A 23,777-nucleotide genomic window follows, 5' to 3' on the forward strand; every position below is an offset into this window, starting at 1 on the left:
GTCGCCATGGCGTTAACCCTCAGGCAACTGAAGTATTTCGTTGCGACCGCGGAGCTCGGGCAGATCTCACAGGCGGCGATCCAGTTGACCATCTCGCAATCGGCCGTCACGAGCGCGATCCGCGAACTCGAAGACAGCCTCGGCACGCAGCTCTTCATGCGCACGGCGACGGGTGTCACGCTGACCCACACGGGCCGGCGCTTCCTGAATCAGGCGTACACGATCCTGTCGTCGGTCGACGAGGCGATGCGCATCCCGAACCTCGAAAGCACGCTGACAGGCACGCTCGCGATCGCCGCGAGCTACACGGTGCTCGGCTATTTCCTGCCGCATCATCTGATGCGGCTGAACACGCAGTATCCGCGGCTGACGATCCAGCTTCACGAGCTGAATCGCGAATCGATCGAAGAAGGCTTGATCGCGGGGCGCTACGACATGGCGGTGCTGCTGACGTCGAACGTGTCGAATCCCGAGCTCGTGCTCGAGCCCGTCATTCATTCGGCGCGCCGGCTGTGGGTCGGCGCGCATCATCCGTTGCTCAAGCGCGAGAGCGTGACGTTCGCCGACGTCGCGCCGGAACCGTTCGTGATGCTGACGGTCGACGAAGCCGCGTACACCGCGTTGCGCTACTGGAACGAGACGCCGTACCGGCCGAACGTGATCCTGCGAACGTCGTCGGTCGAGGCGGTGCGCAGCATGGTCGCGAACGGCAGCGGCGTCGCGATTCTGTCGGACATGGTCTATCGGCCGTGGTCGCTCGAAGGGCGGCGGATCGAGACGGTGCTGTTGCGCGATCCGGTGCCGCCGATGAGCGTCGGGCTTGCGTGGCGCAGGAATACCGAGTTCAGCCCGGCGATGCATGCGGTGCGCGAGTATTTCCGGCACACGTTCATGGAGCCGCGCGCGGGCGGCGGCGCTTGACGCGCACGGACGGCGATCGCGAGTGCGCGCCTGACCGAAATTCGCTGCGCCGGAAAGGCGTGCTTCGATTCTCGCTCCGATTCGTCCGTTCCGGCGTATCGCTGCTCTCGATCGCTCATTCGTCGCGTCGTTCGGCGGGCGGCGGGCGGCGGCGACAGCGTGCGTCGCGCCGTCGATCGGCGTCGAACCGGCGCGCGTGGCGGCAGATCAGACATCGATCGAGCGAGCGGCCGCGCGCGATGCCCGCCGGCGCCGCATCGCGCGCGGCCGCGCGTCAGCCCTGCGACTCGGCCGCGCGCGCGTCCTGATCGCGCCATTGCCGGCGCTGCTCGACGAGCCTGCCGATCGTTGCGCGTGCAACCTTCCACCAGGCGAACGGACGCGGATCGGCGAGCATGCTGAGCGCGCGTGCGTAGTCGAGCGTGAGTCCGGGCGTCCAGGCCATCGTCACCGCACGCTTGCGGATCTGCGCGGCGACCCACAGCTCCGGCGTGACGATCACGCGCAGAAAGCTGCGCCAGCCCGCGGCGCCGCCGCGCAGGCGGCCGATCGCGCCGTCGAGCGCCGCCTCGAGCGCGTGCGTGACCGTGCTCGAGCAATTGCGGTGCGTGAGGTTGTAGGTCGTGTCGAGACGATAGCGATGCCAGAACGCGTCGAGTTTCGCCGGATCGTAATTCCTGATGCGCACGCGCACGGTCGACGGACACCATGCTTGCGATTCGGTCGCGTAGTCCGGCTGAAACGTGCCGGGCACGTCGTTGTCACGCGTCGCGCGCAGGATGCGGCCGAACTCGTCCGGCGAGCGGTCGATCTCGACGGCGGGATACAGGCTGATGTAGATGCCTTCCGGCGATTCGAGCGCCGCATGGCCGGTGGAAATCACGCCGTTGACGTCGATGGCCGCGATGTAGCGATCGATGATCGGCTGCCGCTGCGCGGGCGCCTTGGACGTGCCGGTCGGCGTCCAGACGTGCACGGTCAGCGCGCGCTCGTCATCGGTCGGCGGACCGTCCCACTCGGTTTGCCGGAATACCGGGCCGTTCACCGGCGTTTCGCTGTCCGGCAGCAACGCGGGATGGCGCGCGCTGCGCAGCGCCGGGTTGCTGGCCATGCGCCGCACGCGCGCCGCGAGCAGGATCAGGTTCAGGCCGCCGAAGATCAGGAACAGGCCGAGGCAATACGGCAGCGTGCCGACGTAGTGGGTCGGATACGGCTGATAGAAGAACGCGGCGATCAGGATCTCGACGATGCCCCACGCGAACGCGACGCGCCAGCGGCGGTAGCGGACGAGCCATGCGGATATGCATTGCAAGAGGCCGTCGACGAGAAACAGCGTGCCGAAGATCATCGACAGCAGGAAGTTGCCGTGATGATGGCCGGCGAAGATCAGCGCGGCCGCGCCGACGACCGCGAAGCCCTTCACGTATCGCAGTGCGCGCTGCCCGCCGACGCCTGTCCACGCGAGCGCGAGCGTCGCGAGGCCTTCGATGAGGAACAGCCATGCGAAGAAGTTAATCGGGAAGTACGCGGCGTTGTCGAGCGCATCGATGAAGACGACGAGGCCGGCGACGAGCCAGATCGCGCCGATGACGACGATCGCGCGCGCACGCTCGCGCAGATATTCGACGCCCAGCAGCAGCATGACGAGTCGGATCATTCGAGTCTCTCCGTTTCGCTCAATGCACGTCGGCGCTTCGATGCCGCGCGGGCCGCGCGGCGCGGCCGGTGCGATGCGCGCGCGGCGAGCCGGGAAGCGCGAAGCGCCGACAGCGATCGGAAAGCGGCCGGCGGCGTGACGGTTCGGGCGTGGTTGTGGTCATGGTCTTATCGTCCGGATGTTTGCATGTGGGAAGCGACTGCGGTCGGCGCGCGACGCGACGGCTTGCGAATACGATCTGCGGCAGCGCTGGCGCTGAATGATTCGGTATCCGGCACAATCGACGCGACGGATATGTCCGCCAAATATGCGTCGGCGCGCGACTATCGATGAGGCGAAGTAAGTATAGGATGCTTTCGTTTGCATTCCACGTGCTGCGCGTTTCGGCATCCCGAAGCGCGTGCCTCATTCGCGTTCGGTGCGTTGAAACATGCGTCGAAGCGTAGAGCGAGAGCATGTGACCGCCTGGCGGTGTCGTCTCTGTCGGGGCGCGTTCCGATTCGACGATCACGCCGCGTCATGCGCGGCGGAAGTCGCACAAGCGCGAGCGCATGCGACGCACTGCCCGCCGATACGCGGACTACACTGAACAAGCAGTCCAAACGAACCCGACGAACATGCTCTGCCGACGTCTCGAAATGGCCATGACAGCCGCGCAGACCGGCGCGCGTCCGATTGCGATGGTCGCCGTCGAACAGCGGCTTCCGGCGGACCGGCGCATCATCGACGACGACCTGGCCGGCGCGATCGCGCCGTTCCGCACGCGGGCGCTCGTGTCGCTGCTCGGGCCGCGCGCGGCGGCCTGGATGGCGGCGACGGCGGAACGAAAATTTCCCGGCGTGTGGGGCGGCATCCTGTGCCGCAAGCGCTACATCGACGAGAAACTGCTCGAATCGGCCGGCGAGATCGACGCCTTCGTCAATCTCGGCGCGGGCTTCGGCACGCGCGCGTATCGGCTTGCGCCGCTCGCAAGCCTGCCGGTGTGGGAGGTCGACCAGATGCGGAACGTCGAGGCCAAGCGGCGCCGGCTTCGCCGGTTGTTCGGTGCGGTTCCCGAGCACGTGACGCTCGTGCCGGTCGATTTCGAGCGCCAGACGCTCGCTGCGGAGCTGACCCGGCACGGCTATTCGAGCGGCCGACGGCGTTTCTTCGTCTGGGAAGGCGTCACGCAGTATCTGACCGAGGCGGGCGTGCGGAAGACGCTGGATTTTCTGGCGACCGCCGCGCGCGGCAGCCGGCTTGTGTTGACCTATGTGCGCAAGGATTTCATCGACGGCCGGAATTTCTATGGCGTCGAGAATCTCCATCGGCGCTATGCGAACAGAGGCAAGCTTTGGCATTTCGGCCTCGAACCGCGCGATTTGCCGGGCTTCCTCGCGCCCTATCGTTGGCGTGTCGTCGAGCATCCCGAACCGGCTGCGCTCGCGCGGCGCTACATCGCGCCGACCGGCCGTGCGCTGACGTGCATGCCGCTCGAACGGATGGTTGATGTGGAGAAGATATAGGTGCGATAAAGCAGCCGATCGGAAACGATCGGCCGGCACGTCGACGAATTCTCGTCGCGCCTGAGCGCGGAGTGTCTCTCCCCGACGCTGCGTCGACATCGCGCCGTCACGACGGCCCGTAGCCCGGCTTCTCTTCGGCGGCGTTTGCGCCGCTGGTCGATGCGCCGCGCTGCGACGCACAGCGCGAACGCGGACGAATGACGGCCGGTCGTGTCCGAAGCCGGCGCGCGCACCGTTTTTCCGGCGACTCGGCATAATGAAGCGTCGCTTTCGACGTCGAGCCGAACCGGAGCCTCGGCGGCCAGCGCGCGTGTGCGCGGGCTGGCTGCGCCCGATCGCTCCAGTCGTTTTCTTCCATTTATCCGGAGCGCCCCTTGTATCCACCGATCGAACCCTATGCACAAGGCTTCCTCGACACCGGCGACGGCCATCGCGTGTACTGGGAGCTTTGCGGCAATCCCGACGGCAAGCCGGCCGTCTTCCTGCACGGCGGCCCGGGCGGCGGCTGCAACGCCGATCACCGCCGTCTTTTCGATCCCGCGCGCTACAACGTGCTGCTGTTCGACCAGCGCGGCTGCGGCCGCTCGACGCCGCACGCGAGTCTCGACAACAACACGACATGGCATCTCGTCGACGACATCGAGCGGCTGCGCGAGAGGTTCGGCGTCGAGCGCTGGCTCGTGTTCGGCGGTTCGTGGGGCAGCACGCTCGCGCTCGCCTATGCGCAGACGCATCCGGCGCGCGTCAGCGAGCTCGTCGTGCGCGGCATTTTCACGGTGCGCCGGTCGGAGCTGCTCTGGTATTACCAGGAAGGCGCGTCGTGGTTGTTCCCGGACCTCTGGGAAGCATTCGTCGCCCCCATTCCGCTTGCCGAGCGCTCGGACATGATGGCCGCCTATCGCCGCCGCCTCACGGGCGACGACGAAGCGGCGAAGCTCGAAGCCGCGCGCGCGTGGAGCGTCTGGGAAGGCCGGACGATCACGCTGCTGCCGAATCCCGCGCACGAAGCGCATTTCGGCGACGCGCATTACGCGCTCGCGTTCGCCCGCATCGAAAATCATTATTTCGTTCATCAAGGTTTCATCGAAGAAGGGCAGTTGCTGCGCGACGCGCATCGTCTCGCGGACATCCCGGGCGTGATCGTGCAAGGACGCTACGACGTCGCCACGCCTGCCCGCACCGCGTGGGAGCTGGCGAAGGCGTGGCCGAGGGCGTCGTTCGAGATCGTGCCCGATGCGGGCCACGCGTACGACGAGCCGGGCATCCTGCGTGCACTGATCGCGGCCACCGATCGCTTTGCGCGGGCGCGCTGATTCGCGGTCCGGCGCAGGCGCGCGATTGACGTCGCCGCCGAATCGCAAAGCGGCGCGTTCGATGCGCGCCGCTTCGAAGCTTCCTTCGAAATCTCCTTCAATGTAAGCCGTAGTACAGAGACGCGCCCGGTCCGGTGACAATACTCGAAGTGAGTTCAACGAAGTGCGGCAATTCGCCGGAGCGGTCGGCGAAGAGGGGGGAATCGTGGGCGAAGGGTTCGTGCAGGACCGCATCAATCAGGCTGTCTGGCGCAGCCGCAGTGCGCTTCGCGGGTACGGGAGCGCAATCGGCTGGACCGATCCGGGCGAGGCGGCGGCGCTCGCGTGGATCGCCGAGCGCGTGCGCGACGAGCCGGTTCTCGACGTCGGCGTCGGCGGCGGACGCACCGTGCCGATGCTGAAGGCGATCAGCGCCGATTACACGGCCGTCGATTACACGCCCGAGCTCGTCGAGATCTGCCGGCGCAATCACCCGGGCACGCGCGTCCATCGAATGGACGCGCGCGACATGCGGGCGTTCGCGAACGAGCGCTTCTCGCTCATCGTGTTCAGCTACAACGGCATCGACGCCGTCGATCACGACGGCCGGATGTCGATCCTGAAGGAATTCGCGCGCGTGCTGAGGCCAGGCGGCTTCGCGCTGTTCTCGACGCACAATCTCGCGGGGCCGAGCTATCGCGAAGGGCCGTCACGGCTCATTCGCCTGCCGCGGCGCTCGGCGAATCCGCTTTCGATCGCGCTCGACGCGGCGCGCATCGCGTATTCGCTGCCGATCGGCGTGTTCAACTATTTCCGCAATTCGCGTTTCAATCGAGCGTTCGACGGTTATGCAATGCGGGTGTGCGCCGCGCACAAGTTCGGGATACTCATCATGTATACCGATTTCGCGACGCAGCAGCGGCAGCTCGCCGACGTCGGCCTGCGGCTGCGCGCGGCGTTCGGCGGCTCGACCGGCAAGCCTTTGCGGCGCGATCAGGATCTCGGCGACGAAGCGTGGTTTCACTTCATCGCGAGCAAGCCGTGCATGTAGCGTCGGAGCGATGCGTAGGGGCGGCGCGCCGGCGAACGTCACATCGGATTCGAAGCATCGGCGTGCGTTGCATGCGCGAATCCAGACGCAGCGACAAAGCGTGCATGTGCGTTCGCATTGGAGTCGAGCCGCGGCGGTCGACGCGCGCATCGTTAGACGGCCGATGGAGCGGCGGCCAATGACGCTTTACCGAAATACTGCCCGCTGACGGAGCGGCAACGCGCGCGCGCTTCGTCGCACACGATCCGTGTCAGATCGCGTCCAACCGGCGTTTCGCCGCGCCGATCGCTTCACCTTCAAGCGAATGCCTCCGCCGGCCGCAAATCGCGCTCGGCGGGCTGCCGCGTATCGCGCGCGCTGCGCACAGCGTCGCGCTCGGCGGCGCGGTCGCCATGCAGCTTGAACACCGCCACCGCGCCGTGCAGCGCGCGCGCCTGTTCGGCGAGCGCATGCGCGGCCGCGGACGCCTCTTCGACGAGCGCCGCGTTCTGCTGCGTCACGTTGTCCATTTGCGCGACCGCGTGGTTGACCTGCTCGATGCCGACGCTCTGCTCGTTCGACGCCGACGCGATCTCGCTGACGATGTCCGTCACCTGCCGCACCGAACCGACGATCTCGCCGATGATCCGCCCCGCGTCGCCGACGAGCGCGGAGCCCGCGCCGACGCGCTCCGTCGATTGCTCGATCAGCGTCTTGATTTCGCGCGCGGCCGTCGCGCTGCGCTGCGCGAGCGTGCGCACTTCGCCCGCGACGACCGCGAAGCCACGCCCCTGCTCGCCCGCGCGCGCCGCCTCGACGGCCGCATTCAGCGCGAGGATGTTGGTCTGGAACGCGATGCCGTCGATCACCGCGATGATTTCGGCGACCTTGCTCGAGCTGTCCGCGATCCCGTGCATCGTGTCGACGACTTGCCGCATCACGTCGCCGCCGCATGTCGCGGTCGTCGACGCCGCGCCTGCTACCGCGCACGCATGCTGCGCACGCTCGGCATTGCGGCGCACGGTCGACGTGAGCTCGTCCATGCTCGCGGCCGTTTCTTCGAGCGATGCCGCCTGCTCCTCGGTGCGCGACGACAGATCGAGATTGCCCGACGCGATCTGCGCGCTCGCCGTCGCGACGCCGTCGGCGTTGTGCCGCACGTCGCGGACGACGTGCGACAGGCTCGCCTGCATGTCCTTCAGCCCGGCGAGCAGTTCGGCGATCTCGTCGTCGCCGCGCGCATCGATCGGCGTCGACAGATCGCCTGTCGCGATCCGGCGCACGCACGCGAGCGCGTGTGCAAGCGGACGCGCCACGGTGCCGCTGAACCACACGCCGCCGCCGAGTGCGAGCGCGAACACGACGAGCGTCGCGACGATGCCGACCGTCGTCGCGCGCACGGCGTCGCTTGCGGCATCGGCCGATACGCGCGCGCTGTCGGCGGCGATGCCCTGCGCGGCCTTTTCGAGCAGCGCGGCGGGCGCACGATCGACGCCCGCGACTGCCTGATCGCCGGCGGACGGATCGAAGCCCGATGCCTTGAACGCTTCGAAGCCCTTACGATAGCCTTGCCCCATTTCCGCGTGCGCCGACGCGAATTGCTCGATCAGCCGGCGGCTCTCGCTGTCGGGCAGCTTCGACTTCAGTTCGGCGGCGAGCGCATCGACAGTCTGTTCGCGCTGCCGGAACGCGCTCCAGTACTTGTCGAGTTTCGCGGGGTCCTTGCCGCGCAGCAGCGTGTCCTTCCACTCCTGAACTTGCAGCTTGAATGCAACGAGCGTCGCGGACACCATCCGCTCGTTCGCGACGTTCTGCTGGACCGTCGTGCCGTACGTGTCGAGCGAGCGATTGAGCGCGTGGATGCCGTAGAACGCGCCGGCGGACGTCAGGACGAGCGCTGCCGCGAAGGCAAGGGGGATTTTGCGGCGGAGCTTCATTTGACCTCGGGAATGGCTGGGGAATGCGGTGTCGCCTGCTGGCGATGGCTGGTTATCGGCGCGACCGCGTGTTCCTTAAATCAGATGAATAGCTGCGTATCGATGTAAATCGCGAATGCCGAAAAGGACTGGAACGTGCGTTCCGTCGCGCGATGCGCGCGCGCCGCCGCTCGCGTTTCGCACGTCGCGAACGACGAATGGCGAATCACGAGCGGCAATCAGAATGACTCAAAAGCCGGAGTGAAAGAACGCCGCCATGAAACCGCGAAACGCGAAACGCGAAACGCGAGCGTCACGCGCCGCCGCCGCCCTTCCCGCCGCCCCGAACGCCGCGCGCTTTCCCTTCGTCCGCGGCGAGCTTGCGCCACAGCGTCGTCTTGCTGATGCCGAGCATCGCGCACGCGCGATCGCGATCGCCGCCGCATGCGTCGAGCGCGGTGCGGATTTCGTCCGCCTCCGCGCGCCGGCGGCGCTGCACGAGCGTCGGACCTGGCGCGGCGCGATCACCGTCGCCAACATCGGCATCGTCGTCACCGCCGTTGCCGCCGTTGCCGCCCGTTGCGAACGCATCGGCCGCGAGCACCTCGGGCGCTATCGCACGCAACGTGTCGACGCTCACGGCCGCATCGGCGAGCTCCACCGCGATCCGCTCGATCACGTTCTGCAATTCGCGCACGTTGCCGGGCCACCGATAGCGCATCAGCGCCGCGTTCGCCGCTTCGAGCGCACGCGCCGCGTCGTGTGCGTCGCGCAATCGCTCGGCGAGCCGCGGTTCGCGTCGCGCGGCTTGCGCCAACAGCGTCGCGGCGAGCGCGGGAATGTCGGCCGCGCGCTTGCGCAGCGGCGGCAGCCCGATGTTCAGGATGTTCAGCCGGTAATACAGATCCGCGCGGAACGTGCCCGCTTCGACGGCCGCGAGGAGCGGCCGGTGCGTCGCCGCGACGACGCGGATGTCGATCGGAATCGGCTCGGTCGAGCCGACGCGCACGACTTCGCGTTCCTGCAGCACGCGCAGCAGCCGGCTTTGCAGCGACGGCGGCATTTCGCCGATCTCGTCGAGGAACAGCGTGCCGCGGTGCGCGGCTTCGAAGAGCCCCGCCTTGCCGCCGCGCCGCGCGCCGGTGAACGCGCCTTCCTCGTAGCCGAACAGCTCGCTTTCGAGCAGCGCTTCCGGAAACGCGCCGCAGTTCACCGCGACGAACGGATACTTGCGGCGCGCGGACAGCGCATGCAGGCTCTGCGCGATCATCTCCTTGCCGGTGCCGCTCTCGCCGAGGATCAGCACGGTCGCGTCCGATTTCGCGTAGCGCCGCGCGAGATCGCGCGCGTGCGCGATCGCGGGCGATGCGCCGACGACGTCGTCGAGCCGGTAGCGCGCGGTGAACTGCTGCGCGTGCTGATGCGAGCGCAGCGTGCGGTCGAGCCGCTCGACCGCGCGCGATTCCTGGAACGTCAGCACGCTGCCCGGTGCGCCGGCGCTCGCGGCGAGCGGGCCGCGATGGACGACGTAGCGCACGCCGCGCACGGTCGCGAGCGTGTCGCCGTCGGCCGCGCGCAACGTGCGCAGCTCGGGTGTCAGGTCGTGCAGCGCGCGGCCGACCGCGGCCGACGGCTCGACGCCGAGCGCGAGCGCGAGCCGCTCGTTGATCGCCTCGACGCGGCCCTCGCCGTCGAGCGCGACGACGCCGTCGCGCAGATGCTGCAACAGGTTGTCGAGGCGTTCGCGGCGCAGCGCCTCGCCGTGCGTCGCGTGCGCGACTTCGAGCGCGGTGTTGACGGCCGCGCGCACCGACGCGTGCGAGTAGAGGAACACGGCGCCCATCCCGACGTTCGCGGCGAGATCGGTGACGAGCCCCGGCCCGACTACGGTCTCGATGCCGCGATCGCGCATCTCGAGCACGCGCGTCTGCGCTTCCTGCGCGCTCTGGTACGACGCGAACGCGACGTCGAGCCCGAACGCGGCCGCGAAGCTGCGCACCTCGGGCGGCGTCTCGCCGTAGCTGACGAGCGCGATTCGCGTCGCGTCGCGCCGCGCGCGGGCGAGCGCATGCATCACGTCGAAGCCGGTCGGATTGACGAGCACGACAGGCACGCGCACGCGCGCCTTCAGATAGGTGCCGTTCGAGCCGGCGGCGACGATCGCGTCGGGGCGCTCGGCGCCCGCCGTCGCGAGCGCGGTGATCGCCTCCTCGTAGCCGCGCGCGACGATCCGCAGGTCGGCGCGCTCTTCGTATTCGTCGGCGATGTCGCGAAACAACGCGCGCAGCCGGCTGATGCCGACCGCCCAGACGCGCGGCCGCACGCCGGTTTCGGGTAGGGTGCTCATGCTGAATGAAAGGCTGAACGAGCGTGGCGCTCGAACGGATGGATGACGATCCGCATTATCGCGCCTGGATTTCAAATATGGAATTTCAATTTCGATATTGCAATCATCTGATGTGAGCGCCGAGCATGGAATGCGCGCAGAATCAGCAAGTTAGCGGCCGGCGAACGACTTGGCCCGGACCTTGCTACTTACGAGCATCTTTCAGGAGGAGTCGATGGGCAACCCACAACTGATCAGCGCCGGCGCGAAATTCCGCGCGGCGGTCGCGGCCGAGCAGCCGCTGCAGGTGGTCGGCGCGATCACCGCGTACGCCGCGAAGATGGCCGAGGCGGTCGGCTTCAAGGCGGTCTATCTGTCGGGCGGCGGCGTCGCCGCGAACTCGCTCGGCATTCCCGATCTCGGCATCAGCACGATGGACGACGTGCTCGTCGACGCGAACCGCATCACCAACGCGACGAACCTGCCGCTTCTCGTCGACATCGATACCGGCTGGGGCGGCGCGTTCAACATCGCGCGAACGATCCGCTCGTTCATCAAGGCGGGCGTCGGCGCCGTGCACCTCGAGGACCAGGTCGGCCAGAAGCGCTGCGGCCACCGTCCGGGCAAGGAATGCGTGCCGACGGGCGAGATGGTCGACCGGATCAAGGCGGCCGTCGACGCGCGCACCGACGAGACCTTCGTGATCATGGCGCGCACTGACGCTGCGGCGGCCGAGGGCATCGATTCGGCGATCGAGCGCGCGATCGCGTACGTCGAGGCGGGCGCGGACATGATCTTCCCCGAAGCGATGAAGACGCTCGACGACTACCGCCGCTTCAAGGAAGCGGTGAAGGTGCCGATCCTCGCGAACCTGACCGAGTTCGGCTCGACGCCGCTCTTCACGATCGACGAGCTGAAGGGCGCGAACGTCGACATCGCGCTGTATTGCTGCGGCGCGTATCGCGCGATGAACAAGGCCGCGCTGAACTTCTACGAGACGGTGCGCCGCGACGGCACGCAGAAGGCCGCCGTGCCGACGATGCAGACGCGTGCGCAGCTATACGAATATCTCGGCTATTACGCATACGAAGACAAGCTGGACCAGCTCTTCAGCCAAGGCCGCAACTGAAGCACGGATACAAGGATTCAAGGATTCAAGGATTCAAGGATTCAAGGATTCGAACCCCAGGAGAGTGTAAGGATGAGCGAGACAAAGGAAGCAGCAGCAACGAGCGCCGCGGGCGGTTTCAAGCCGAAGAAGTCGGTCGCGCTGTCGGGCGTCGCGGCGGGCAACACGGCGCTGTGCACGGTCGGCAAGACCGGTAACGATCTGCATTACCGCGGCTACGACATTCTCGATATCGCCGGCTCAAGCGAATTCGAGGAGATCGCGCATCTGCTCGTGCACGAGACGCTGCCGAACGTCACCGAGCTGGCCGCGTACAAGACGAAGCTGCGCGCGATGCGCGGACTGCCCGCGAACGTGAAGGCGGCGCTCGAATGGGTGCCGGCGTCCGCGCATCCGATGGACGTGATGCGCACGGGCGTGTCGTTGCTCGGCACCGTGCTGCCCGAGAAGGACGATCACAACCTGCCGGGCGCGCGCGACATCGCGGACCGGCTGATGGCGTCGCTCGGCTCGATGCTGCTGTACTGGTATCACTATTCGCACAACGGCAAGCGGATCGAGACCGAAACCGACGACGACTCGATCGGCGGCCATTTCCTGCATCTGCTGCACGGCAAGACGCCGTCGAAGTCGTGGGTCGACGCGATGCACACATCGCTGATCCTGTACGCGGAGCACGAGTTCAACGCATCGACGTTCGCGGGCCGCGTGATCGCCGGCACGGGCTCCGACATCTACTCGTCGATCACGGGCGCGATCGGCGCGCTGCGCGGGCCGAAGCACGGCGGCGCGAACGAAGTCGCGTACGAGATCCAGAACCGCTACCGCACGCCCGACGAAGCGGAAGCCGACATCCGCCGCCGCGTCGAGAACAAGGAAGTGGTGATCGGCTTCGGCCACCCGGTCTACACGATCTCCGATCCGCGCAACAAGGTGATCAAGGAAGTCGCGCGCAAGCTGTCGAAGGAAGCGGGCGACCTGAAGCTCTTCAACATCGCCGAGCGTCTCGAATCGGTGATGTGGGAGATCAAGAAGATGTTCCCGAACCTCGACTGGTTCAGCGCGGTGTCGTATCACATGATGGGCGTGCCGACCGCGATGTTCACGCCGCTCTTCGTGATCGCGCGCACGTCCGGCTGGAGCGCGCACATCATCGAGCAGCGGATCGACAACAAGATCATCCGCCCGAGCGCGAACTACACCGGCCCGGAAGACCTGAAGTTCGTGCCGATCGAGAAGCGCTGATCGGCGGCATGCGGCGGCCGGGCTCGACGCCCGGCCGTTTCGCGACGATCGTTACCCAGTCCGTCCCCACGCAATGAACACTGCCAACCGCAAACCCCTGCCCGGCACGTCGCTCGATTTCTTCGACGCGCGCGCCGCCGTCGACGCGATCAGCCCGGGCGCGTACGACACCCTGCCGTACACGTCGCGCGTGCTCGCCGAGAACCTCGTGCGCCGCTGCGACCCGGCGATCCTCGCCGATTCCCTGAAACAGCTCGTCGAGCGCAAGCGCGAACGCGATTTTCCGTGGTTCCCGGCGCGCGTCGTGTGCCACGACATCCTCGGCCAGACGGCGCTCGTCGATCTCGCGGGCCTGCGCGACGCGATCGCGGAGCGCGGCGGCGATCCGGCGAAGGTGAATCCGGTCGTGCCGGTGCAACTGATCGTCGATCACTCGCTCGCCGTCGAATGCGGCGGCTTCGATCCGGACGCGTTCAAGAAGAACCGCGCGATCGAGGATCGCCGCAACGAGGACCGCTTTCACTTCATCGAGTGGACGAAGAAGGCGTTCGAGAACGTCGACGTGATCCCGCCCGGCAACGGCATCATGCACCAGATCAATCTGGAGAAGATGTCGCCCGTGATCCACGCGCAGGACGGCGTCGCGTACCCGGACACCTGCGTCGGCACCGACAGCCACACGCCGCACGTCGACGCGCTCGGCGTGATCGCGATCGGCGTGGGCGGCCTGGAGGCGGAGAACGTGATGCTCGGCCGCGCGTCGTGGATGCGGCTGCCGGACATCGTCGGCGTCGAGCTGACCGGCAAGCGTCAGCCCGGCATCACCGCGACCGACGTCGTGCTCGCGCTCACGGAATGCCTGCGCAAGGAGAAGGTGGTCGGCGCGTATCTCGAATTCCGCGGTGCCGGCGCGAAGAGCCTCACGCTCGGCGATCGCGCGACGATCTCGAACATGGCGCCCGAATACGGCGCGACGGCCGCGATGTTCTTCATCGACGAGCAGACGATCGACTACCTGCGCCTGACCGGCCGCAGCGACGAGCAGGTGACGCTCGTCGAGACGTATGCGAAGGCGGCCGGCCTGTGGGCGGACAGCCTGACGCACGCGCAGTACGAGCGCACGCTGACGTTCGACCTGTCGTCCGTCGTGCGCAACATGGCCGGCCCGTCGAACCCGCACAAGCGGCTGCCGACCTCCGAGCTCGCCGCGCGCGGCATCGCCGGCCAGTGGGAAGAAACGCCCGGCCGGATGCCGGACGGCGCGGTGATCATCGCCGCGATCACGAGCTGCACGAACACGAGCAACCCGCGCAACGTGATCGCCGCAGCGCTGCTCGCGCGCAACGCGAACGCGCGCGGCCTCGTGCGCAAGCCGTGGGTGAAGAGCTCGCTCGCGCCCGGCTCGAAGGCGGTCGAGCTCTATCTGAAGGAAGCGAACCTGCTGCCCGATCTCGAGAAGCTCGGCTTCGGCATCGTCGCGTTCGCGTGCACGACCTGCAACGGCATGTCCGGCGCGCTCGATCCGGCGATCCAGCAGGAAATCGTCGATCGCGACCTGTACGCAACCGCCGTGCTGTCCGGCAACCGCAACTTCGACGGCCGCATCCACCCGTATGCGAAGCAGGCGTTCCTCGCGTCGCCGCCGCTCGTCGTCGCGTACGCGATCGCGGGCACGATCCGCTTCGACATCGAGAAAGACGCGCTCGGCCACGACCAGGACGGCCAGCCGGTCACGCTGAAGGACATCTGGCCGACCGACGAGGAAATCGATGCGATCGTCGCGTCGAGCGTGAAGCCCGCGCAGTTCCGCGCGGTCTACGAGCCGATGTTCGCGCGCGCGGCCGACGCCGGCGAGCGCGCCGCGCCGCTGTACGACTGGCGGCCGCAGAGCACGTACATCCGCCGTCCGCCGTACTGGGAAGGCGCGCTCGCGGGCGAGCGCACGCTGCAGGGCATGCGTCCGCTCGCCGTGCTCGGCGACAACATCACGACCGATCACCTGTCGCCGTCGAACGCGATCATGGCCGACAGCGCTGCGGGCGAATATCTCGCGAAGATGGGCCTGCCCGAAGAGGACTTCAATTCGTACGCGACGCACCGGGGCGACCACCTGACCGCGCAGCGCGCGACGTTCGCGAACCCGACGCTCGTCAACGAGATGGCGGTCGTCGACGGCGCCGTGAAGAAGGGCTCGCTCGCGCGCGTCGAGCCGGACGGCAAGGTGACGCGGATGTGGGAAGCGATCGAGACCTACATGAACCGCAAGCAGCCGCTGATCGTGATCGCGGGCGCGGACTACGGCCAGGGCTCGTCGCGCGACTGGGCGGCGAAGGGCGTGCGGCTCGCGGGCGTCGAGGCGATCGTCGCCGAAGGGTTCGAGCGGATTCACCGGACGAACCTGATCGGGATGGGCGTGCTGCCGCTCGAGTTCAAGCCGGGCACGAATCGCGCGACGCTCGGCATCGACGGCGCCGAGACGTTCGACGTGATCGGCGCGCGCACGCCGCGCGCGAATCTCACGCTCGTGATCCATCGGAAGAACGGCGAGCGCGTCGAGGTGCCGGTCACGTGCCGGCTCGATACGGCCGAGGAAGTGTCGATCTACGACGCGGGCGGCGTGCTGCAGCGCTTCGCGCAGGATTTCCTCGAATCGTCGCAGGCGGCATGACGGCGCGGTGACGCGTCTTTGTCGGGCGATGCGGCGACGCGTCGCTTCACGGGCCCGTTCGCCGCGCGGGTGAACGGACCCGAGTCACGCGCTTTGCATGGGACTTGAGTGCGAGCATAGAACTTGAGTGCGAAGCATGGGACCCGAGTGCGAAGCATGGGACTTGAGTGCGAAGCATGGGACTTGAGTGCGAAGCATGGGACTTGAGTGCGAAGCATGGGACCCGAGTGCGAAGCATGGGACCCGAGTAAGTGCTGAAGCACTAACTCAGGTCGACATATGTGCTGAAGCACTAACTCAGGTCGACATAAGTGCCGAAGCACTAACTCAGGGCGACATAAGCGCTAAAGCGCCAACTCCGGTCGACACAGGACAACATGAAGATGGCTCACATCCCTCAAATCAGAATTCCCGCGACCTACCTGCGCGGCGGCACCAGCAAGGGCGTGTTCTTCCGGCTGCAGGACCTGCCCGAGGCCGCGCAAGCGCCGGGCGCCGCGCGCGACGCGCTGCTCTCGCGCGTGATCGGCAGCCCCGATCCGTACGGCAAGCAGATCGACGGGATGGGCGGCGCGACGTCGAGCACCAGCAAGACGGTGATCGTCGCGAAGAGCGCGCGGCCCGGTCACGACGTCGATTACCTGTTCGGCCAGGTGTCGATCGACAAGCCGTTCGTCGACTGGAGCGGCAATTGCGGCAACCTGTCGGCGGCGGTCGGCCCGTTCGCGATCGCGGGCGGCCTGATCGATCCGGCGCGCGTGCCGGAAAACGGCGTCGCGACCGTGTGGATCTGGCAGGCGAACATCGGCAAGACGATCGTCGCGCACGTGCCGATCACGAACGGCGCGGTGCAGGAGACGGGCGACTTCGAGCTCGACGGCGTCACGTTCCCGGCGGCCGAAGTGCAGCTCGAATTCATGGACCCGGCCGCCGACGAGGACGGCGCGGGCGGCGCGATGTTCCCGACGGGGAACCTCGTCGACGATCTCGACGTGCCGGGCGTCGGCACGCTGAAGGCGACGATGATCAACGCGGGGATTCCGACGATCTTCGTCGAGGCCGATGCGATCGGCTACACCGGCACCGAGCTGCAGGACGCGATCAACGGCGACGCGAAGGCGCTCGCGATGTTCGAGACGATCCGCGCGCACGGCGCGCTGCGGATGGGGCTCATCCAGTCGCTCGACGAAATCGCGACGCGTCAGCACACGCCGAAGGTCGCGTTCGTCGCCAAGCCGGCCGATTATGTCGCGTCGAGCGGCAAGCGCGTCGCGGCCGCCGACGTCGACCTGCTCGTGCGCGCGCTGTCGATGGGCAAGCTGCATCACGCGATGATGGGCACGGCCGCCGTCGCGATCGGCACCGCGGCCGCGATTCCGGGCACGCTCGTGAATCTCGCGGCGGGCGGCGGCGCGCGCGACGCGGTGCGCTTCGGTCATCCGTCGGGCACGCTGCGCGTCGGCGCTCAGGCGAAGCAGGAAGGCGGCGAATGGGTCGTCACGAAGGCGATCATGAGCCGCAGCGCGCGCGTGCTGATGGAAGGCTGGGTGCGCGTGCCGGGCGACGCGTTCTGACGTTTCGGCGCTTTGGCAATGCGGTGATCGGGCGTTCCGGCATTTCGGCATTTCGACATTTCGGCATTTCGACTTGCCGGAGCGCCGGCGTTCGCGAGGTCGGGTGCTTGGGCGTACTGGCGTCCGGGCGCTCCGGTGGCTCGATATGTCGATGGTCCGGCATTCCGATCGCCCGGTACTTCGGTGGCCCTGCATCGGGCCCGCGTCTCGATGATCCCGCATGCGGGTAGCCCGACTTCCTGCTATTCGGATGCTCGCCGCAACGGTTCCGCGGCGCCGCCGCCGCCCGCCACATCGCGCGCGCGGCTCTCGCCGCCCGCATCGCCCGCGCCCGGCCGGCGCCGCCGCCATGTCCGGCCGTCGCGGGCCGGGCGTGGCGGCCGGGCATGGCGCGGCGGCACGCTACGCCTTTTCTTCGACGGCGCCCGTCTCGCGCCCGTCTCCGACCCGATTGATCGTGCCCTGCGCGACCGCGACGAGCCGTTCGTGATCGCCGTCGATCACGAATACGTGGCACTGGCAGGTCGCCTGATTCCGTCCCGCATAAACCAGCTTCGCGCGCGCGATCAGCGTGCCGACGACGGCCGGGCGCAGGTAATTGATCTTGTATTCGGCCGTGACGACGCGCGGCCCGAGCGCGAGCGCGCCGGCGAACGTCAGTGCGTTGTCGGCGAGATAGCTGATGACGCCGCCGTGGACGAAGCCGTACTGCTGCCTGAGCTCGTCGCGGATCGACAGGCGCAGCGACGCCTCGTCGCCTCCGATGTGCACGAGCTCGGTGCCGAGCAGCATGCTGAAGGGTTGCGCGCGCAGGGCGCCGCGCGCGTGATCCACGATGTCGGTCATCGACGTTCCCTCGCTATCGATTGAATTGATACGTTGAACAATGCGGCGCGATGCGCGCGCCGCCGATGCAATCCGGCTCTTTGCGCTCCACTCTAGGAAGGGGGCGCGCGATACGCAAGGAAATTCGTCGTGCCGGCGCACTAGCGGAGAGGTTTGTTCGCCGAATTGCGTCGAAGCTCGGTTTCGGCGGCGGCGCGGCCGCGCGTTCGGATTCGGCGGCGCCGGACGATGCCGCCGCGGTACGTCAGGCGCGGCGCGCGGGTGAATCGCCGAACGGCCGCCGATCTTGCGCCGATCGTGCGCCACCCGCGCGCCGACCGTGAGCCAATCGTGGCGGGGCATTCAGCGAACGACGCATCGTCGCCTGGCGATCGGCGAGTCGCGCGGCCGGCCGGCGGACCACTACCAGTTTTGGTAGATAGCGAAAGCGCACAGGCGACCTAACCTTAGTACGCAGACCATTCGACGCATAGTGGTAGATGCGTCCCGCCGAACCGGCGGACGCACGGAGACGACCGCGTTACCGCCATAGAACAACGACGCGCCGGTTCAGAAGGATAACTAATGGCAAATCACGGGCGGCAAGCGGCACGGTGCGTGACACCGTGCCGCCGCTTCGCGGGAAACGCGTCATCCATCGACGAAATTCCCGATCCTGCAGATCCACGACAGCCGGACGCACATCGCCGTTGCAGGAGAGATCAGGGGGCTGTCGGCCGTCGTCCTTTTTCAGGAGGAACAACATGAATCAAGCATCCGGTCATCCGATCACGCCCTACGGCGTCGCGATCCACCAGGCGATCGCCGGCGGCGATCTCGCGCAGATGAAGACGCTGCGTGCGCAGGCACAGGCGCTGCTGAGCCAGCAGGGCAACCTGTCCGCCGCGCTTGAGCTGCTCGAGGCCGAGATCGCCAGGCTCGAACAGAAGAAGTAGCCGCGAGTCCGCCGCCGCCGTTCGTCGCTTCGTCATGGCGGCGATTCAGCGTTTCGTCGTCGTTCAACCACTCGCATCAAGGAGACTCACATGTCCGAAGATCTACGCGTCGGTCTTTTTCCGGTTCGCTACAACGTCGGCACCGGGCTCCCCGGCGCGCCGCAGCTCGCGCTCAACCTGGTGGTCGATACGACGGAGCGCAGCGTCGTCGGCACTGCGACCATCTCGCAGGCCGTGAACCCGCCGCTCAACTTCCGCGCCGAAGTCTGGGGCACCTACGTATTCCGGCTCGGCCCGCCGCCGCGCCGCGACGGCCGCGGCGCGATCGTGCAGATTTCGCTGCAGGGCGGCCAGGTCGGCCAGGCCGGCCAGGGCGCACCGTTCATCACGTTCTACGCCGAGCTGCTGTTGCGCGGCGACGGCAAGTCGGGCGTCGCGTCATATCGCTACTACTCGAACGGCACCTGGCACGAAGTCGAGAACGTGCCGGTCAAGGCCGATCCGGAAGTGGTGCCGCTCGAGCCCGGCCCGGTCATCCTCGAAGCGGCGCGAAGCGCGTACGGACCGATGCCGATGTACGCAGCGACGATCCAGTATGCGACTGCGTCCGGCGATCTCGCGCACATGAAGACGCTCGCTTCCTATGCGCGGCAGCAACTGGAAAGCCGCGACGACATCGCGTCCGCGCTGAACGCGCTCAAGGCGGAAATCGCCAAGCTCGAAAGCCGGCAGTGAGCGGCGCGGCCTTGCATCGACATCGTTCGTTCATCTTCGTGGAGCTAACGCCATGGCTACTACCGGTCTCTTTCCTGTCCAACTCCGTGTCTCGACGCCCAATCTCGGCGCGCCGGTCCTCTGGCTGTACCTGCTCGTGAATACGTTCGAGAAGACCGTCTCGGGCTTCGCACGCATCACCCAGTCGATCTATCCGCCGCCGCATTTCCGCGCGCGCGTCACCGGACAGTTCCATCAAGTGAGGCTGGATCCGCAGTCGCCGCCGTCGATCGCGCTGAGCATCACGGGCAGCCCGACGGGGCCGATCGCGCCGCAGGTGGTGATACTGGAACTCAACGGCCTGCTGCATGACGACTGGCAATCGGGAACGGCGAACTACCGGTACCTGGACGACGGTCGCTGGCATTCGATCGAGCACGCGATCGTGACGAAGGACAACTCGCTGATCCCGCTCGAGCCCGCGCATGAGCACGTGGTGCCGCTGTACGGCGTCGGTCTGCAGGAAGCGCGGGCGTCCGGCGACCTGAGCCGGATGAAGGCGCTCGTGCAGCAGGCGGAGCAGCAGCTCGCCGATCATGACGCGATTGCCGCCGAGCTGTCGAAGCTCGAAGCGGAAATCGCGCGTCTGGAACCGCGCCGCTGAGCCGAAACGGCCGGCGCCGCACGCGCGGGCATGCCCGTGCGTGCGGCGCCGGCTGGGTCACGAGGAGACATCGACATGAGCACAACGGACGCGCGTCCGGCCCGCTACCTGAGCGACAGCGACTATCAACGCTTCGTCCCGGTTCATGCCGTTTGGGAAATCACGCTGGCCTGCGATCTCAAATGCCTGCACTGCGGCTCGCGGGCCGGCCATCGGCGGACGAACGAGCTTAGCACCGCCGAATGCCTCGAAGTCATCGAGTCGCTCGCGCGGCTCGGTACGCGCGAGGTTTCGCTGATCGGCGGCGAAGCGTACTTGCGCAAGGACTGGACGCAGCTGATTCGCGCGATCCGCTCGCACGGCATGTATTGCGCGATCCAGACGGGCGGCCGCAACCTGACGCCGAAGCGCCTCGCGGAAGCGATCGACGCCGGCCTGAACGGCGTCGGCGTGTCGCTCGACGGGCTCGCGCCGCTGCACGACAAGGTGCGCAACGTGCCGGGCGCGTTCGACCGGGCCGTCGACACGCTGCGGCGCGCGCACGACGCGGGCCTCGCGGTGAGCGTCAACACGCAGATCGGCGCGCAGACGATGGCGGATCTGCCCGCGCTGATGGACACGATCATCGAGCTCGGTGCGACGCATTGGCAGATCCAGCTGACGGTCGCGATGGGCAACGCGGTCGACAACGACGAACTGCTGCTGCAGCCGTATCGGCTGACCGAGCTGATGCCGCTGCTCGCGAAGCTGTATACGAACGGCCTGAGCCGTGGCCTGCTGATGAACGTCGGCAACAACATCGGCTATTACGGCCCGTATGAGCATCTGTGGCGCGGCTTCGGCGACGAACGGGTGCACTGGACGGGCTGCGCGGCCGGCCAGACCGTGATCGCGCTCGAAGCGGACGGCACCGTGAAGGGCTGCCCGTCGCTCGCGACGGTCGGCTTCTCGGGCGGCAACGTGCGCGACTTGTCGCTCGAAGACATCTGGCGCACGAGCGACGGGATCCATTTCGGCCGGCTGCGGTCGGTCGACGATCTGTGGGGCTTCTGCCGGAGCTGCTACTACGCGGACGTGTGCCGCGGCGGCTGCACGTGGACGTCGCACTCGCTGCTCGGCAAGCCGGGCAACAATCCGTACTGCCATTACCGCGTGCTCGAGTTGCAGAAGCAGGGGCTGCGCGAGCGGATCGCGAAGGTCGAGGAGGCCGGCTCCGCGTCGTTCGCGGTGGGCCGCTTCGATCTCGTGACCGAGCGCATCGCGGACGGCGAGCCGGTGTCGAGCATCGTCCGCTCGGGGCAGGTGATCGAGCTCGCGTGGAAGAACAAGGGCAAGCGTTCGCCGGACGTCGGACGCGTGCCGCCGAAGCTGAAGCTCTGCCGCAACTGCGACGGCTACGTGCATGCGAGCGAGCAGACCTGTCCGCACTGCGGCGGCGATATCGAAGCGTCGGCGCGAACGCACGAGCAGGAGACGAAACGCCGGCACACGTTGATGAACGATCTCGAGCGCTTGCTGGGCTTGCCGGCGTCGACGTTCGACGGCGCATGACGCGTGCAGGCGCGCCCGGTGCGGGTCGGCGGGCCGCGAGCGATCGGAGAGTCCACACGCCGCATGCGTGATCGCTCAAGTCCGCCGCCGAAATGCCGCTAAAGCCAAGGCAGTACTTCTTCTTGGCTCTAACGGAAATTCATGTTCAGCAAAATCAAGCTCGCATCCGGCCTGCTCGGCGTGCTCGTCGTGTTCTGCCTGTTTCTGATCGCGGTCGAAGGGCTCGGCTTCTGGTCGTTGTCCGAGTCGCGCCGCAATGTCGACGATCTGTCCAACGTCGCGATCAAGCAGGTCGATGCCGCCTCCTTCGCGACCCAGTACATGCTCGACGCCCGCACCAACCTGTCCCGCGCCAGCACGCGGATGGTGAAGGGCGATCCGATGCCGACCGAGACGCTCCAGCATGTGCGCGACCAGCTCGTGCTCGCCGATCGCGCATACGCCGGCTTCACGGCCGCGCCGACGATCAGCGCCGAGAACACCGAGCGCGCCGCCGCGCTCACCCATCGCTACCGCAAGTACCACGCGGCGCTCGTCGATCTCACGCAATTTCTCGAAACCAACAACATGCAGGCGTTTCTCGATCAGCCGACGCAGGAGATCCAGGACACCTATCTCGGCGAGCTGCGCACGTTCTCGGAATTCAGCAACAAGACGAGCCAGCACGCGCTCGCCATGATCGACACCGGGATGCGGTGGTTCGAGACGGTCGGCGCCGTGCTGCTCGTGCTGATGCTCGCGTGCATCGCGGGGATCTACGTCGTTGCGCGGCGCGCGGTCGTCGCGCCGCTCGCGCAGGCGGGCGTGCACTTCGAACGGATGGCGCAAGGCCGCCTCGACGGGAGGGTGACGCCGCGCGGCGTCCACGAAATCGAGCGCTTGCTGCGCGGGCTCGCCGAGATGCAGGCGAGCGTCGCGGGAACCGTGCGCACCGTGCGCAACGCGTCGAACGCGATCCACCTCGGCGCGGCGGAGATCGCGAGCGGCAACGCGGACCTGTCCGCGCGCACGTCGAGCCAGGCCGCGTCGCTCGAAGAGACGGCGGCGAGCATGGAGGAGCTGACGGCGACCGTGCGCCAGAACAGCGACGGCGCGCGCGCGGCGAGCACGCTCGCCGACGAGGCGCTGCTGGCGACGAAGAACGGCGGCGCGATCGTCGACGACGTGATCGACAAGATGCACGGGATCGCGCGCAGCTCGGGCCGGATCGCCGAGATCATCGCGGTGATCGACGGGATCGCGTTCCAGACCAACATCCTCGCGTTGAACGCGGCCGTCGAGGCGGCGCGCGCGGGCGAGGAAGGGCGCGGCTTCGCGGTCGTCGCGGGCGAAGTTCGCGCGCTTGCGCAGCGCAGCGCGCAGTCGGCGAAGGAGATCAAGGCGCTGATCGAGGAGTCGGTCGCGCAGATCGACGGCGGCTCGGAGCTCGTCGAGCGTGCGGGCGAGGCGATGCGCTCGGTGTCGGCGTCGATCGAGCGGGTCGCGCAGACGATGACCGAGATCACGGCCGCGTCGATCGAGCAGAGCGCGGGGATCGAGCAGGTCAACCAGGCCGTCACGCAGATGGAGCAGTTGACGCAGCAGAACGCGGCGCTCGTCGAGGAAGTCGCGGCGGCGGCCGGTTCGCTCAACGAGCAGACCGAGCAATTGCAGCAGTCGGTCTCGGTGTTCGAGCTCGGCGACGCGCGCGAACGCCGGCCGGCCGGCGGCGCGGTGCGCGGCGACGCGGCCGAGCCGCGGCTCGCGCGCGCGTAGTCTCGAATGCGCCGGGCGCGCGGCATCGGCACGACGGGCCGCGCGTCAT

The 23,777-nt window shown here is 67.6% G+C and carries 19 protein-coding genes; 14 read left to right on the forward strand and 5 right to left on the reverse strand.

Annotated elements, in window-relative coordinates; translation table 11 throughout:
* Positions 1-6 precede the first annotated feature (6 nt).
* Complete coding sequence (locus WS62_RS22770) at positions 7-921, forward strand: LysR family transcriptional regulator (protein ID WP_066493163.1); 915 nt, start codon at positions 7-9, stop codon at positions 919-921.
* A 274-nt stretch (positions 922-1,195) separates the two neighbouring features.
* On the opposite strand, the gene WS62_RS22780 is transcribed toward WS62_RS22770, so the two are convergent.
* Positions 1,196-2,578: an HdeD family acid-resistance protein gene (locus WS62_RS22780; RefSeq protein ID WP_066575566.1), complete on the reverse strand. Its 1,383-nt coding sequence runs from the start codon at positions 2,576-2,578 to the stop codon at positions 1,196-1,198.
* 186 nt (positions 2,579-2,764) lie between these two features.
* On the opposite strand from WS62_RS22780, the gene WS62_RS36820 reads away from it, so the two are divergent.
* The 4 genes from WS62_RS36820 to WS62_RS22800 all read left to right on the forward strand — a co-directional run bounded on the left by WS62_RS36820 (position 2,765) and on the right by WS62_RS22800 (position 6,426).
* The gene (locus WS62_RS36820) at positions 2,765-2,911 is read left to right on the forward strand and encodes a hypothetical protein (RefSeq protein ID WP_156441090.1); all 147 of its coding nucleotides are present in this window, start codon (positions 2,765-2,767) and stop codon (positions 2,909-2,911) included.
* A 311-nt stretch (positions 2,912-3,222) separates the two neighbouring features.
* Positions 3,223-4,083: an SAM-dependent methyltransferase gene (locus tag WS62_RS22785; protein ID WP_197422900.1), complete on the forward strand. Its 861-nt coding sequence runs from the start codon at positions 3,223-3,225 to the stop codon at positions 4,081-4,083.
* A 374-nt stretch (positions 4,084-4,457) separates the two neighbouring features.
* The gene (gene pip, locus WS62_RS22795) at positions 4,458-5,396 is read left to right on the forward strand and encodes a prolyl aminopeptidase (protein ID WP_066575575.1); all 939 of its coding nucleotides are present in this window, start codon (positions 4,458-4,460) and stop codon (positions 5,394-5,396) included.
* A 205-nt stretch (positions 5,397-5,601) separates the two neighbouring features.
* The gene (locus WS62_RS22800) at positions 5,602-6,426 is read left to right on the forward strand and encodes a class I SAM-dependent methyltransferase (protein WP_066575803.1); all 825 of its coding nucleotides are present in this window, start codon (positions 5,602-5,604) and stop codon (positions 6,424-6,426) included.
* A gap of 296 nt (positions 6,427-6,722) precedes the next feature.
* Here WS62_RS22800 and WS62_RS22805 read toward each other — a convergent pair whose 3' ends face one another.
* Both WS62_RS22805 and prpR read right to left on the reverse strand, forming a co-directional pair.
* Entirely contained in the window at positions 6,723-8,342 is a 1,620-nt protein-coding gene (locus tag WS62_RS22805) for a methyl-accepting chemotaxis protein (RefSeq protein WP_066575577.1), read from the reverse strand.
* Between the two features lie 292 nt (positions 8,343-8,634).
* Positions 8,635-10,668, reverse strand: coding sequence for a propionate catabolism operon regulatory protein PrpR (gene prpR / locus WS62_RS22810; protein ID WP_066575580.1), 2,034 nt, complete (start codon positions 10,666-10,668; stop codon positions 8,635-8,637).
* A 214-nt stretch (positions 10,669-10,882) separates the two neighbouring features.
* On the opposite strand from prpR, the gene prpB reads away from it, so the two are divergent.
* From prpB to prpF, 4 genes are all read left to right on the forward strand, one after another.
* Positions 10,883-11,776: a methylisocitrate lyase gene (prpB, locus tag WS62_RS22815; RefSeq protein WP_066575586.1), complete on the forward strand. Its 894-nt coding sequence runs from the start codon at positions 10,883-10,885 to the stop codon at positions 11,774-11,776.
* A 72-nt stretch (positions 11,777-11,848) separates the two neighbouring features.
* Positions 11,849-13,021 (forward strand): bifunctional 2-methylcitrate synthase/citrate synthase, encoded by a 1,173-nt coding sequence (gene prpC / locus WS62_RS22820; protein WP_066575593.1) that lies wholly within the window; start codon positions 11,849-11,851, stop codon positions 13,019-13,021.
* A gap of 73 nt (positions 13,022-13,094) precedes the next feature.
* On the forward strand, positions 13,095-15,689 hold the full coding sequence (gene acnD / locus WS62_RS22825) for a Fe/S-dependent 2-methylisocitrate dehydratase AcnD (protein WP_066575595.1): 2,595 nt from the start codon (positions 13,095-13,097) through the stop codon (positions 15,687-15,689).
* Positions 15,690-16,072: 383 nt separating this feature from the next.
* Positions 16,073-17,263 carry a 2-methylaconitate cis-trans isomerase PrpF gene (gene prpF / locus WS62_RS22830; protein ID WP_066575804.1) on the forward strand — a complete coding sequence of 397 codons (1,191 nt, stop codon included), beginning with the start codon at positions 16,073-16,075 and terminating at the stop codon, positions 17,261-17,263.
* Positions 17,264-17,665: 402 nt separating this feature from the next.
* Here the strand turns inward: prpF and WS62_RS22835 are convergent, their stop codons facing one another.
* Both WS62_RS22835 and WS62_RS36825 read right to left on the reverse strand, forming a co-directional pair.
* Positions 17,666-18,109: a PaaI family thioesterase gene (locus tag WS62_RS22835; RefSeq protein WP_066575597.1), complete on the reverse strand. Its 444-nt coding sequence runs from the start codon at positions 18,107-18,109 to the stop codon at positions 17,666-17,668.
* Positions 18,110-18,629: 520 nt separating this feature from the next.
* The gene (locus WS62_RS36825) at positions 18,630-18,854 is read right to left on the reverse strand and encodes a hypothetical protein (protein WP_156441091.1); all 225 of its coding nucleotides are present in this window, start codon (positions 18,852-18,854) and stop codon (positions 18,630-18,632) included.
* On the opposite strand from WS62_RS36825, the gene WS62_RS22840 reads away from it, so the two are divergent.
* The 5 genes from WS62_RS22840 (at position 18,853) to WS62_RS22860 (ending at position 23,728) form a co-directional block, all read left to right on the forward strand.
* Positions 18,853-19,044 carry a DUF1843 domain-containing protein gene (locus WS62_RS22840; RefSeq protein WP_066493179.1) on the forward strand — a complete coding sequence of 64 codons (192 nt, stop codon included), beginning with the start codon at positions 18,853-18,855 and terminating at the stop codon, positions 19,042-19,044. The genes WS62_RS36825 and WS62_RS22840 overlap by 2 nt on opposite strands.
* A 90-nt stretch (positions 19,045-19,134) precedes the next feature.
* Positions 19,135-19,779 (forward strand): DUF1842 domain-containing protein, encoded by a 645-nt coding sequence (locus tag WS62_RS22845; protein ID WP_066575599.1) that lies wholly within the window; start codon positions 19,135-19,137, stop codon positions 19,777-19,779.
* Positions 19,780-19,831: 52 nt separating this feature from the next.
* The gene (locus WS62_RS22850) at positions 19,832-20,422 is read left to right on the forward strand and encodes a DUF1842 domain-containing protein (RefSeq protein WP_066575601.1); all 591 of its coding nucleotides are present in this window, start codon (positions 19,832-19,834) and stop codon (positions 20,420-20,422) included.
* A 75-nt stretch (positions 20,423-20,497) separates the two neighbouring features.
* Entirely contained in the window at positions 20,498-21,973 is a 1,476-nt protein-coding gene (locus WS62_RS22855; RefSeq protein WP_066575603.1) for a GDL motif peptide-associated radical SAM/SPASM maturase, read from the forward strand.
* Between the two features lie 141 nt (positions 21,974-22,114).
* Positions 22,115-23,728, forward strand: a complete 1,614-nt coding sequence (locus WS62_RS22860) for a methyl-accepting chemotaxis protein (RefSeq protein WP_066575606.1) — start codon at positions 22,115-22,117, stop codon at positions 23,726-23,728.
* Positions 23,729-23,777 lie beyond the last annotated feature (49 nt).

It is taken from the genome of Burkholderia sp. ABCPW 14, from assembly GCF_001523835.1.
Taxonomy (GTDB): Bacteria; Pseudomonadota; Gammaproteobacteria; order Burkholderiales; family Burkholderiaceae; genus Burkholderia; species Burkholderia mayonis.